This is a genomic window from Streptomyces sp. IBSBF 2435 (assembly GCF_036815005.1).
In the GTDB taxonomy this organism is placed as follows: domain Bacteria; phylum Actinomycetota; class Actinomycetes; order Streptomycetales; family Streptomycetaceae; genus Actinacidiphila.
Map to the genome: position 1 here is coordinate 26,356 of NZ_JAJSYW010000098.1, position 12,096 is coordinate 38,451.

Genomic DNA, 12,096 nt, shown 5'->3' on the forward strand with positions numbered 1-12,096 from the left:
CCTCGGGCCCCCGCTGGGGCCCCCCCCCGGCGCGGGGGGGGTGGGGGGGGGGCCGGGGGGGGGGCCGGCGCGGAGGACCCCGCCGCCGGTACGGGGGCGCCCGGCGGCGGGGGGTTCGAGGGGGCGTCAGTTCTGCATTTGCGTCCGCCAGAAACGCGTGATGCTCTCGCGGAAATGGGTGTGCCCCGGGTGCTTGGCCGAGTGCTTGATCGCCCAGGCCTGCCCGTCCGCGACGTCCTCGGACGCCGGGGACCGCGAGCCGCCGCCGTCCGGCGCGTCGAGCGTCGAGCACGTCGTGCACTCGAACTCGTACAGCGGTTCCTGGGGCGCGCCCGCGGCCCGATCGCGGGTGATCAGCCAGTTGACGTGCCGAATCATCGTGCGTCCTGCGGCCTCAGCAGCCCCTGGGCACGCATGCGGTCGGCGAGCACGTCGGAGGCCGTCGCGGGCCTGACGCGGTCCGGGCCGGCGTCCCACTCCAGCCCGCCGCGGGCGGGCCGGAGGGCGTAACGTCCGCGGTCGCAGGCCATCACCCGGGCCAGGATGCCGCGGCGGCCGGTGTCCACGACCAGGTCGCCCACCGCCGGCGGTCTGCCATCCGCGGGTCGGGGGTCTGTACTCTCGTTCATGTCGTCGCCCCTTCCGGCGCCGAACACCCCCCGGACCGTGGCGCGGTCGCGGGGCTCTCTACTGCACGCGCCCGCGTACATCGGCGCGCGGGGGCGGGTGCTGCCCATGACGGTAGGGATGCTTCGTTCACCGGCGCGACCGATGTTCACCGATGTTCATCACGACGCTGTGACAAGTGACGATGCGTCGATGCGGCCTTGACCGGGAGTCGCGGCAGGGGCAACGGTGGCGTACACCCGTGAACACCCCTGACGTCGGAGGCAGCAATGGCATTACGGTTCGTCGGCATCGACCCCACCACCGGAACCGGCGAGAGCCCGACGGTCTGGGTCGACCAGGAGAAGGGGGAGCTGGTGCTCCAGGGCTGGAAGCCCGACGAGGACACGCTCGCCGAGTGCGGCGCCTTCGAGGCTCCCGGGCACGCCGTCGGCATCCCGGAGACCGAGGCCGTGATCCGTATCCCCGCCAGAATGGTCGACATGGTCAGGGAGGCGTGCGATGTCCTCGATCGTGCCCACCTTTGACGAGCTGCTGGGCGCCGCCGCGCACTCCGCCGTGCATCTGGAGATGCGCGACGCCTACGGGGTGAACAGCGAGGCGGCCGACTTCGCCCGCTGGAGAGCCACCGGCGAGCGCGACACCGACCCGGACTCGGCCTACTGGAGACCCTGGACGGAGCTGGTGCGGCGCACCGTCGCCCGCGGCGTCGTCGTCCGCCGGGCGAGGATCGTCAGCGAGCCGGTCAGCGACTACATCCGCTACGAGTACGCGGGAACGGTCGTCAACCTCGGCGCGGGCGAGCAGGTGCGGTGGCTGCCGCGCCGGCAGGCGTCGGACATCCCGCTGCCGGGTAACGACTTCTGGCTGGTCGACAGCGCCGTCGTCCGGTGGAACCACTTCGCGGGGGACGGCGTGTCCGGCGGCGGGGAGATGAGCACCGACCCGACGGTGGCCAAGCTGTGCGCCGACGCCTTCGAGCTGGTGTGGTCCCGGGCGGTCCCGCACGACCAGTACACGATCCGCTAGCCGAGAGGCCACATCGTACGATGCCCGTATCGCCGTCGTCCGCGGCCCAGACCGCCCGCGAGGTCGTCGCCAGGCGCCTGCGCGACCTTCGCGCGGACGCCGGGATCACCGGCACCGAGCTGGCCAGGCGGTGCGGCTGGACGCACCCCAAGGTCAGCCGGATCGAGAACGCCCGCACCCCGCCGACCCCGCGCGACATCCGCCTGTGGTGCGAGGCGTGCGGCGCGGGCGACCAGGCCCCCGACGTCATCGCGCAGGCGCGTACCGCCGAGTCGCTGTACGCCGACTGGCGCCGCCGCGTCCGCACCGGGCTGCGGCAGCTCCAGGACAGCTACGTCGAGCTGTACCGGGCCACGAGCCTCTTCCGCGTCTACTCGCCGACCCTGGTGCCCGGCCTGCTCCAGACCGAGGGGTACGCCCGCGCGCTCCTGTCCGCGAACGCCCGGCTCCTGGCCATACCGGACGACTCCGCCGAGGCCGCGCTCGCCCGGCTGCGGCGCTCGCAGATCATCCATGAGCCGGGGCGCCGCTTCGTCCTGCTCATCGAGGAAGGCGTCCTGCGCTACCAGCTCGGCGACCACAACGCGATGGCGGCGCAGCTCGGCCACCTGCTGACGGCCGGCGCGCTCCCGGCGGTGTCACTCGGCGTCATCCCCGGCGCCACGCGCGAGCGCGTCGTGTGGCCGCAGGAGGTCTTCCACATCTACGACGAGGCGCTGGTGTCGGTGGAGTTGCTCTCGGCCCGCGTCAAGGTGACCCAGCCCACCGAAATCGCCCTGTACACCGCCGCGTTCGAGCAGCTGCGGTCCATGGCGGTCTACGGCGCCGACGCGCGGGCGCTGATCGTCCGGGCGATCGAGTCGCTGAGCTGACCGCGGCCGGCGGCGGGGTACGGGTCCGGCCGCTCCCTGCCACGGCGGTCAGGGCGTGGACAGGGCGGCCCCGGTGCAGGCCCGGCTGCGGGCCGAGCACCGCGCCCTGCGCCCGCGGCCGGCCGCCGCGCAGACGCCGGACGGCGAGCTGCTCAGGCAGCTCGCCGTCCTCGCCGACGCCATGGCGGAGCACTTCGCGTACGAGGAGCGGCGTTCTGCTCCCGGCGCTCCGCGCTCCGTGGCCTCACGGCGTCGCGCTCGCCTTGCCCGAGGCGGAACCCGACGGTGTCGGGGTCGCCGTGGCCGGCGGTCCGAAGGTCACGTTGACGGTGGTGAAGCCCAGTGAGGTCAGCAGCCCCTGGAGCATCGTGCGGGTGTTGGTCTCGGCGCGGCCGGCCAGCTCGGTCTGCTTGGCCGCGTCCTGGATCTTCTGTGCGGCCAGCTCGCTGAGCTTCTGCATGTTGCCGGTGTCACTGCCGAAGAAGTCGCCGACCCGGTCGAAGAAGCCGCGCTCCTGGGAGACGACGTAGGAGTGCTGGGTGTCCAGCGAGGTCCGCTCAAGGGCCGCGTGCGGCAGCCGCACCGACGCCGTCTTGCGGTCGTCGGAGACCGTCACCGCGTTTTCCTTGACCGAGCCGAGGTCGACATAGGCGTCGACGCTGCCGGCCCCGACGTAGAGCGTGCGCTTGCCGTGCACGATGTCGGGCAGGTATTTGGCGTCCTTGTCGAGGTCCACCACGACCTCGAAGTTGCCGCTCGCGCCTTCGAAGCGGTTCATGTCCTGGATCGACTTCAGGAGCACGGGACCGCTGCGGTCCTTCGTCGTCTCCGCGAACGGGTTCGGCAGCCCGGGCAAGAGGTTCGCCTTGCCGAGCAGGACGAACAGCAGTCCCAGCACGACGATCCCGATTCCCGTCTTCGCCCACCAGGGCATCCGGCTGACTGCGAATTGCTGCGTGGCCATGACACACCTCCTCCCTGAACCGGCTACCCGGGATCGCGGCGCGCATGGCTGGTATTCCGCTGGACACGCTGCCGGGCGGGCTGACCTGACGGGATGTGACCCGGGAAGCCCCCGGCGGGCCCCGCGGGGGCCGCCGGGGGGGGGGGCGGCCGCCGGGGGGGGAGGGGGCGGCAGCGGCGGTCCGGCCGGACCGGGTCCCGCCGGGCCGTGGGCCCGAATATTTCGGCCGTGTAACCGAATCTTTTGGGTCTCCGTGACGGCGATCTACGAGGTCGTGGCGCGGACGGACCCCGCCCTGCCGGGCTACGATCGCTGCCATGAGTGCCACGATTCCCCAGCCTTCGCACGATGACCAGTCGGGAACCACCGGCGAGGGCGCGGCGACGCTCGCCGAGATCGCCCGGGCCGCCGGAGTCTCGGCTCCGACTGTTTCGAAAGTGCTCAACGGTCGCGGTGACGTGGCCCCGGCCACCCGCAGCCGGGTCGAGGACCTGCTGCGCCGGCACGGCTACCAGCGCCGCCGCGGCAGCATGCAGCCCGCCCCGCTGCTCGACCTCGTCTTCCACGAACTGGACAGCTCCTGGGCGATGGAGGTGATCAGGGGCGTCGAGCGGGTGGCCGGGCAGGAAGGCCTGAGCGTGGTGCTGTCGGAGTCCGCGGGCCGGCTCAGCCCGGGCCAGACCTGGGTGGACGGGGTGCTCGCCCGCCGGCCGACCGGCGTGATCCTCGTGCTGTCCGGGCTCGACCCGGCGCAGCGGGCGCAGTTGATCAGCCGCGACATCCCCTTCGTGGTGCTCGACCCGGCCGGCGACCCCGGCGAGGACGTGCCCGCGATCGGCGCGACCAACTGGCAGGGCGGTCTGGCCGCCACCCGCCACCTGCTCGACCTCGGCCACACCAGGATCGGCGTGCTCGGCGGCCCGGCCGGGATGATGTGCAGCCGGGCCAGGATCGACGGCTACCGCGCCGCGCTGGAGACGGCGGGAGTGCGCTACGACCCCGGCCTGGTGGTCGCGGGCACCTTCCACCACGAGACCGGCTACACAGCGGGCCTGGAACTGCTGCGCAGGCCCGACCGCCCCACCGCGGTCTTCACCGGCAACGACCTCCAGGCGCTCGGCCTGTACGAGGCGGCCCGCGAGCTGGGCCTGTCGATCCCGCGCGACGTCAGTGTGGTCGGCTTCGACGACCTGCCGCTCGCCACCTGGATCAGCCCGCCGCTGACCACCGTGCGGCAGCCGCTGACGGAGATGGCGGAGGCGGCGGCCCGACTCGTGCTGGACCTGAGCCGCGGCCGCGAGCCGAGCACCCTGCGGGTGGACCTGGCGACCCGGCTGGTGGAGCGCAGCAGTACGGCTGCGCCGGCCGGTGCGTAGCACGCCGCCGCGCGGATCGGGGGCCGAGTCCGGGGGACCGATCCCCGGCCCGGCCCGCCGCGTGCGCCGCCCGTGACCGGGTTCCGTGGCCGACCGCGCCTGGCGCGGGCTGCGTTCAGGCCGCCGGCGGGCGGATGCGTACCGGATAGCTGGCCACCGTCACCGCGTCGTCGTCCAGGCAGTGCCCGTCAGCCAGGTCGAAACGCTGCTTGAGCAGCGGCGAGGCGACGTAGGGCCGGTCACCGACCGAGCCGAGCAGGCCGTGGCACAGCACGCCCGCCCCGGTGAAGGGGTCCACATTGCCGATCGCGTAGAGCCGCCCGGCCCGGTCGCGGAAGAGCGCCGCCTGGCGTCCGTCGGGCAGCAGCGCGGCCACCCCGCGGCCGGGCAGCAGCTCACCGGCCGCGCACACCGCGAACCAGGCCTCGCCGGTGCGCAGTTCGACCGTCCCGCCGAGCGGCGGGGCCGGGGGAGTAGGCGTGCCGTCGCTCACGCGGTCACCGTTTCCGACAGGGCCAGCAGGACCGGCTCGGGCTTGATCTGGCCGCGCTCGGGGACGAAGCGGACCGTGGGGTCCGGGGTGTTCGGCGCGTTGACGAAGGACACGAAACGGCTCAGCCGCTCCGGGTCGCCGAGAGTGTCCGCCCACTCGTCGCGGTATCCCGCGACATGCGCGGCCATCAGGGCCTCCAACTCCTCGCAGATGCCCAGCGAATCGCGGACGACGACGTCGCGTACGTGATCGAGGCCGCCAGGAACCCGCTGGAGCCACACACTGGTGCGCTCCAGCGGCTCGGCGGTGCGGATGTAGAACATCAGGAAGCGGTCGATGAGCCGCACCAGTTCGGCGTCGGACAGGTCCTTGGCCAGCAGGTCGGCGTGCCGGGGGGTGGCGCCGCCGTTGCCGCCGACGTGCAGATTCCAGCCGTTCGCGGTCGCGATCACCCCGAAGTCCTTACTCTGCGCCTCCGCGCACTCGCGCGCGCAGCCGGACACCGCCGACTTGAGCTTGTGCGGCGAGCGCAGCCCCCGGTAGCGCAGCTCCAGGTCGATCGCCATCCTGACGCTGTCCTGCACGCCGTAGCGGCACCAGGTCTGCCCCACGCAGGACTTCACCGTCCGCAGCGCCTTGCCGTAGGCGTGCCCCGACTCGAAGCCGGCGTCCACCAACCGGGTCCAGATCGACGGCAGCTGCTCCACCCGGGCGCCGAACAGGTCGATCCGCTGGCCGCCGGTGATCTTCGTGTAGAGGCCGAAGTCGCGGGCCACCTCGCCGATCACGATCAGCTTCTCGGGGGTGATCTCACCGCCGGGGATGCGCGGTACGACCGAATAGGAGCCGTTCTTCTGCATGTTGGCCAGGAAGTGGTCGTTGGTGTCCTGCAACGCGGCCTGCTCGCCGTCCAGTACGTGCACGCTCGCGCCGACCGTGGCGGCGAGTGAGGCCAGGACCGAGGCGACGGCCGGCTTGCAGATCTCGCAGCCGTCGCCGCCGCGCGCGCTCTCCCGGCCGTGGGCGTCCAGCAGTTCGCGGTAGGAGGAGATCCGCAGCGCGAGTACCACCTCGTACAGCTCGGCCCTGCTCTGCGCGAAGTGCGGGCACAGGCCCCGGTCCACCTCGACGCCGTTCGCCGCCAGCTCCGCGGTCACCAGCTGACCCAGCACCTTGGCGCAACTGCCGCAGCCCGAACCCGCCTTGGTGTGCTTCTTCACCTCGGCGGCGCTGCCGCAGCCGTGGTCGGTGACCGCGCCGCGGATCACGCCCTTGGCCACGTTGTGGCAGCTGCAGATCACCGCCTCGTCGGGCAGCGCCGCCGGGCCGAGCGCGGCCGGCGCGCCCGCGCCGGCCGGCAGTACCAGGTGCTCGGGCGCCACCGGCGGCACCGAGCCCGTCAACGGCCGCAGCACACCGTACGATTCGACGTCGCCGACCAGGACGCCGCCCAGCAGGGTGCCGTCGGCGCCGACCACCAGCTTGCGGTAGATCCCCGAGCGGGCGTCGGAGTAGCGGATGTCCAGGCTGCCGCCGGTGGCGCCGTGCGCGTCGCCGAAGCTCGCCACGTCCACCCCGAGCAGCTTGAGCCTGGTGGACAGGTCGGCGCCGGTGAAGGCCGCGGGAGAGCCCGCGAGGGTCCGCGCGGCGGTCTCGGCCATCTCGTTGCCCGGCGCGACCAGGCCGTAGACCCGGCCGTCGGCGGCGAGCGCGCACTCGCCGATCGCGAAGACCGCCGGGTCCCGCGTACGGCACTGCTCGTCCACCACGATCCCGCCGCGCTCGCCGACCGGCAGCCCGCAGGCCCGCGCCAGGTCGTCGCGCGGCCGTACGCCGGCCGAGAAGACCACCATGCCGGCGGCCAGCACCGAACCGTCCGACAGCGCCATTCCGGTGACCCGGCCGTCGCCGCCGACCGTGATCTCCCGGGTGCCGACACCGGTGCGCACGCGCACGCCGAGGCCCTCGACACCGCGCCGCAGCGCCTCGCCGCCGCCGTCGTCCACCTGCGCCGGCATCAGCCGCGGCGCGAACTCCACCACGTGCGTGTCCAGGCCGAGCCCCCTGAGCGCGCCCGCCGCCTCAAGCCCCAGCAGCCCGCCGCCGACCACGGCACCGCTCGTCACGCCCCGCGCGTACGCCTCGATCGCCAGCAGGTCCTCGATGGTGCGGTAGACGAAGCAGCCCGCCGCGTCCCTGCCCGGCACCGGCGGCACGAACGGGTACGAGCCGGTGGCCAGCACCAGCGTGTCGTAGCCCACCACCAGCCCGGAGCGGGCGGTCACCGTACGGGAGGCGCGGTCCACCGCGACCGCCGGGTCGCCCACGTACAGCTCGATCCCGTGCCGGGACATGAAGCCGGCCTCGACCATCGACAGGTCCTCGGGACTGGCATTCTCGGAGAAGTACGAGGTCAGGTGCACCCGGTCGTACGCCGGGCGCGGCTCCTCGCACAGCACGACCACCCGCGCGCGCCGGGTCACCCCGTGGTCGGCGAGGGCTTCGAGGAAGCGCTGCCCGACCATCCCGTGGCCGACGAGCACGATGGTGCGGTCCGTGCGGTCCCTCGTGGCGGGGTCTGCGGTGGTGCGGCTCGCAGCCGTGGTGACAGCCATGCTCAGAAACCTCCGTCGTCGGCCGTGGCAGGAGCCTGCGCCGCGGCTGTTTCCCACCCGCATCCCCGCCGTTACCCGAAGGGAACGGTGCGCTCATCCCCGGCAGCGCTGAACTGTGAGCCGGGCCGCGGCAGCTGACCGGATCGTTCCGTACCGGGACACGATCGTGTCTGGTGGCACGGGCGACGACCGAGCAGGATCGCTGGTATGACACCGACCACGGACACCTCCACCACCGCCCTGCTCGTCATCGACGTCCAGGAGTCCTTCCGGCAGCGGGAGAGCTGGCAGGCCGCCTCCGACCCCGACGTCGCCGACAAGGTCGGCCTGCTGGTCGACTACGCCAGGCTGCACGGCCACCTGGTGGTGTGGGTGCTGCACGCGGAAGCCGGCTCCGCCACCGTCTTCGACCCGGCGCTCGGCCACGTCCGGCCGATCGACGGCCTCACGCCCGCGGCCGGCGAACCGGTGCTCACCAAGACCTCGCACAACGCCTTCACCACCACCAACCTCCAGCAGATCCTCACCGAGCACGGCATCCGCGGCCTGATCACCTGCGGCATCCGCACCGAGCAGTGCGTCGAGACCACCACCCGGCTCGGCTCCGACCTCGGCTACGACGTCACCTTCGTCAGCGACGCCACCGCCACCGAGCCCATCGCGCACCGCGACGCGCCAGCGGACCGCCCGCTCGCCGAGGTGCTGGCCGACCCGCGTACGCTGCTGCCCGCCGAGATCATCGCCCGTACCGAATACGCGCTGGCGGGTCGCTTCGCCACCGTCACCACCGTCAAGGAGCTGACCGGATCGTGACCCGGGTGGTCTTCCTGCTCGTCCCGCGACTGCACCTGCTCGACCTCGCCGGGCCGGCCCAGGTGTTCTCCACCGCGGCCGACCACGGCCTCGGCCACACCCTGCGCTACGTGGCCGAGCAGGAGGACGTACCCACCGCCCAGGGCATCACCCTGCGCGCCGAGAGGGCGCTGCCCGCACTCGGCGCCGACGACCTGGTCGTCGTCCCCGGCTGGCGCTCGCACACCCTGCGCGGCACCGGGCCGCTGGCCCCGGCCACCCTCGACTGGCTGCGCGCCCACCACGCGGCGGGCGGCACCGTCGCCAGCGTCTGCGCCGGGGCCGACGCGCTGGGCCGCGCCGGCCTGCTCGACGGCCGCCGCTGCACCACCCACCACGACGTCCAGGACGAACTGGCCCGCCGCTACCCCCGGGCCACCGTCGTACGCGACGTCCTCTATGTCGTCGACGGCCGGGTCGTCACCTCCGCGGGCATCGCCAGCGGCATCGACCTCGCGCTGCACCTGGTCGCCGTCCGGCACGGACCGGGCGCCGCGGCGCGCGTCGCCCGCCAGATGGTCGTCTACGCCCGCCGCAACGGCGACGAGCAGCAGGCCAGCGCCATGCTCCGGCACCGCGGCCACGTCAGCGACGCCGTCCACCGCGCCCAGGACCTCATCGACGCCCGCTACGGCGACCGCCTCGCCCTCGCCGACCTCGCCACCGCGACGGGCCTGAGCGAACGCACCCTCACCCGCCGCTTCACCGCGGCGACCGGGCTCACCCCGCTGCGCTACCAGCAGGAACTGCGGATCGAGCGGGCCGAGCACCTGATCGGCCACGGCACCACCGTGGAGTCCGCCGCGCGGGCGGTCGGCTTCCAGGACGCGCGGATGCTGCGCAGGCTGCGGGCCCGCACGGGGAGCCAGGCGGGCTGACGCCCCGGTGCGCACCCGGGAGCCCGGCGGTCTGAAAGTGGGAGAGCGCGCTCCGGGCCGGCGGGCGGCCGGCGGTGCCACCCTGGGCGGATGGAGATCCGTGACCCGGGCGACGTGCCCGGGACGCCCCCGCCCCGCGGCCCGTACCACCGGCAGCCGCGGGCGCACTGGCAGCAGCCGACGTACACCCTGCCGGTGTCCGTGCCGGGCGACGCCGTCATGATCCGCACCGACGAGATCGCGGTCTGGATCGGCGGGGTCCGGGCGTACCCGAACGGCTTCGACTTCGTCCTGCGGGCGGTCCGCGGCCCGAACCGGCCCGACGCGCCCGAGAGCACCGACGCGTCGCTGCTGCGGCTGGAGGTCGCCTTCGGCAACGGCAGCAGCGTGGTCAAGCACCCCGGACCGCCGGTGCCCGCCAGCGTGGTGCGGACCGGCCCCGACGGGATCACCCTGCTGCTGCTCGCCGGCAACGGCGGCCCCGAACTGTGGGAGTCCCGCTACTGGGTGCACCCGCTGCCGCCGGACGGCCCGGTCACGCTGACCGGCGGCTGGCCGGAGCCCGGCACCCCCGGCGGCAGCGTGGAATTCGACGGCACCGCCATCCGCGCGGCAGCCGCCGAGGCCGTACGGCTGTGGCCCGACGAGGAGTTCGACATCCCCGGCGGCGCGGCCTGGTCGACGTCTACCGGCTGACATCCACCGTCGGCTCGTGCAGCACGGGGAAGTTGACCGAGTTCGCGATGAAGCACAGCCGGTGCGCGTCCGTGTGCAGCGCGGCGGCCTTCTCCGCCATGGCCGCGTCGGCGACCTCGACCGCCGGGCGCAGCACCGCCTCGGTGAAGTGGCCGCCGCCGTCCGGGGTCTGCGTCATCGTGCCGGCGGCCTGGTCGGTATAGCCCGTCACCGTCACGCCGTTCACCGCGCACAGGTGCAGATACGCCAGCAGGTGGCACTGCGACAGGGCGGCGAGCAGCAGCAGTTCGGGATTCCAGCGGCTCGCGTCCCCCCGGAAGGCCGGGTCCGACGACCCGAGCAGCACCGGGACGCCGGGCGCGGACACCTCGTGGGCGCGCTCGTAGGAGCGGTAACTGTCGGTGCCCGAGCCGAGGTTGCCGGTCCACACCAGGTCGGTGCGGTAACTGTGCACATTCGCTGACGCCATGGTGGCGGGTCCTTTCAGCCGCAGGTGTCGAGTACGTGCCGCCGGGCGATGCCGGCGGCGTCCGCCGCCCTGCCCTCGGTGATCGCGGCCAGCAGCTCACGGTGCTGGCCGTTCACCTGCGCCGGGCGGTGCGGCGGGTCGAGAGAGGCGCGCGTGGAGACCACGATCCGGTCCCAGAGCCGGTCCAGGGCGGCCTGCGCCGGGGCGTTCGCGGCCAGGGCCGTGACGCGCTGGTGGAAGCGGCGGTTGTACGCGACCGCCTCGGCGAGGCGGCCCTCCGAGGTGGCCTCCTCGGTCAGGGCCGCGTCCGCCGCGAGCGCGGTCAGCTCGGCCGGGGCGATCAGGCCTGCGGCCTGGCGTTCCGCGGCCAGTTCCGCGGTCAGCGCTTCCAGTGCCGCCCGCACCCGGTAGGTGTCCCGCAGCGCGGCCGGGTCCAGCGCCGCGACCACGACGCCGCGGCCGTCCGCGCTGGTCACCAGGCCGTCCGCGATGAGGCTGCGCAGGGCTTCTCTGACGGGTGTCCGGCTCATCGCCAGCGTGCCGGCGACCTCTGCCTCGGTCAGCCGGTCCCCGGGCGCGTATGCGCCCGCCACGATCATTTCGCGCAGCCGCGCGTGGGCTGTATCCGTTTGCTGCACGCCGGCAGCGTACGAGCTGTATGCATTGCATGCAACGCATGCGAGGCGGCGCCTCTCCTGCCGCCCGGCCGCCTCGTGCCGCTCCTCCCCCCGGGCGCCCCGGGCGACTGCCCCGTGCGGTGCGCGGCCTGGCTGCGGTGCTTTGGCGTGGTGGCTCTCCGTCTCCACACGACGGTTCGTCGTGGCTTGTCGCGCAGTTCCCGCGCCCCTGGGGGTTGCCGCTTGCGGTGCGTGTTCGCCCGCGGCGCCGTCGTGCTTGCGCGCCGCAGTTCCCTGCGGCCCTGTGCGGCTCGGTTCCTTTTGCGCAGAGGGCACGTCACCCAGGGGCGCGGGGAGCTGCGCGGGCAACCACAGTGCGGCGGCACTGTGCACGCAACAGGAAGGGGCAGCCCCTCAGGGGCGCGGGGAACCGCGCGGCCAGCCGAAACGCACCCCAACTGTGCAGGCCACCGCGAGCGGCACCCACCCCCAAGCCGGCGCCGGCGCAAAAGCGGTGGCACCGCAAGGGGAAAGGGGGCGAGGCCCGCGGCAGGGCGCGGGTCAGGGGGTCGGAGCCAGCGCAGCGGCTATGCGGGGGTCCCGGGGGC

The 12,096-nt window shown here is 73.8% G+C and carries 14 protein-coding genes; 7 read left to right on the plus strand and 7 right to left on the minus strand.

The window, feature by feature from the left end:
• Positions 1-126: 126 nt before the first annotated feature.
• Positions 127-378, minus strand: a complete 252-nt coding sequence (locus V7E46_RS19750) for a DUF7848 domain-containing protein (protein WP_329179135.1) — start codon at positions 376-378, stop codon at positions 127-129.
• Entirely contained in the window at positions 375-629 is a 255-nt protein-coding gene (locus V7E46_RS19755; RefSeq protein ID WP_329179137.1) for a hypothetical protein, read from the minus strand. The genes V7E46_RS19750 and V7E46_RS19755 overlap by 4 nt, the downstream gene beginning before the upstream one ends.
• 267 nt (positions 630-896) lie before the next feature.
• Here V7E46_RS19755 and V7E46_RS19760 point away from each other — a divergent pair, with 267 nt between their 5' ends.
• The 3 genes from V7E46_RS19760 to V7E46_RS19770 are packed head-to-tail and all read left to right on the plus strand — an operon-like array spanning position 897 to position 2,528.
• Positions 897-1,154, plus strand: a complete 258-nt coding sequence (locus V7E46_RS19760) for a hypothetical protein (RefSeq protein WP_329179139.1) — start codon at positions 897-899, stop codon at positions 1,152-1,154.
• Positions 1,129-1,656: a DUF6879 family protein gene (locus tag V7E46_RS19765; protein WP_333769641.1), complete on the plus strand. Its 528-nt coding sequence runs from the start codon at positions 1,129-1,131 to the stop codon at positions 1,654-1,656. The genes V7E46_RS19760 and V7E46_RS19765 overlap by 26 nt, the downstream gene beginning before the upstream one ends.
• A gap of 20 nt (positions 1,657-1,676) precedes the next feature.
• On the plus strand, positions 1,677-2,528 hold the full coding sequence (locus tag V7E46_RS19770) for a helix-turn-helix domain-containing protein (protein WP_329179143.1): 852 nt from the start codon (positions 1,677-1,679) through the stop codon (positions 2,526-2,528).
• Positions 2,529-2,772: 244 nt separating this feature from the next.
• On the opposite strand, the gene V7E46_RS19775 is transcribed toward V7E46_RS19770, so the two are convergent.
• Positions 2,773-3,492, minus strand: coding sequence for a DUF4230 domain-containing protein (locus tag V7E46_RS19775; RefSeq protein ID WP_329179145.1), 720 nt, complete (start codon positions 3,490-3,492; stop codon positions 2,773-2,775).
• Positions 3,493-3,809: 317 nt separating this feature from the next.
• On the opposite strand from V7E46_RS19775, the gene V7E46_RS19780 reads away from it, so the two are divergent.
• The gene (locus V7E46_RS19780) at positions 3,810-4,868 is read left to right on the plus strand and encodes a LacI family DNA-binding transcriptional regulator (protein WP_329179146.1); all 1,059 of its coding nucleotides are present in this window, start codon (positions 3,810-3,812) and stop codon (positions 4,866-4,868) included.
• A 115-nt stretch (positions 4,869-4,983) separates the two neighbouring features.
• On the opposite strand, the gene nirD is transcribed toward V7E46_RS19780, so the two are convergent.
• Positions 4,984-5,361 (minus strand): nitrite reductase small subunit NirD, encoded by a 378-nt coding sequence (gene nirD / locus V7E46_RS19785; protein ID WP_333769642.1) that lies wholly within the window; start codon positions 5,359-5,361, stop codon positions 4,984-4,986.
• Positions 5,358-7,886: a nitrite reductase large subunit NirB gene (nirB, locus tag V7E46_RS19790; RefSeq protein ID WP_333769652.1), complete on the minus strand. Its 2,529-nt coding sequence runs from the start codon at positions 7,884-7,886 to the stop codon at positions 5,358-5,360. Before nirB ends, nirD begins: the two co-directional genes overlap by 4 nt.
• 297 nt (positions 7,887-8,183) lie before the next feature.
• On the opposite strand from nirB, the gene V7E46_RS19795 reads away from it, so the two are divergent.
• The 3 genes from V7E46_RS19795 (at position 8,184) to V7E46_RS19805 (ending at position 10,402) form a co-directional block, all read left to right on the plus strand.
• A complete protein-coding gene (locus tag V7E46_RS19795; protein WP_333769643.1) occupies positions 8,184-8,789 on the plus strand; it encodes a cysteine hydrolase family protein in 606 nt (201 codons plus the stop codon).
• A complete protein-coding gene (locus tag V7E46_RS19800; RefSeq protein WP_333769644.1) occupies positions 8,786-9,706 on the plus strand; it encodes a GlxA family transcriptional regulator in 921 nt (306 codons plus the stop codon). Before V7E46_RS19795 ends, V7E46_RS19800 begins: the two co-directional genes overlap by 4 nt.
• Positions 9,707-9,796: 90 nt before the next feature.
• Positions 9,797-10,402: a hypothetical protein gene (locus V7E46_RS19805; protein ID WP_333769645.1), complete on the plus strand. Its 606-nt coding sequence runs from the start codon at positions 9,797-9,799 to the stop codon at positions 10,400-10,402.
• On the opposite strand, the gene V7E46_RS19810 is transcribed toward V7E46_RS19805, so the two are convergent.
• Complete coding sequence (locus V7E46_RS19810) at positions 10,392-10,871, minus strand: OsmC family protein (protein ID WP_333769646.1); 480 nt, start codon at positions 10,869-10,871, stop codon at positions 10,392-10,394. The two genes, V7E46_RS19805 and V7E46_RS19810, sit on opposite strands and share 11 nt — an antisense overlap.
• Before the next feature lie 14 nt (positions 10,872-10,885).
• A complete protein-coding gene (locus V7E46_RS19815) occupies positions 10,886-11,509 on the minus strand; it encodes a GntR family transcriptional regulator (protein ID WP_333769647.1) in 624 nt (207 codons plus the stop codon).
• Between the last annotated feature and the right edge of the window lie 587 nt (positions 11,510-12,096).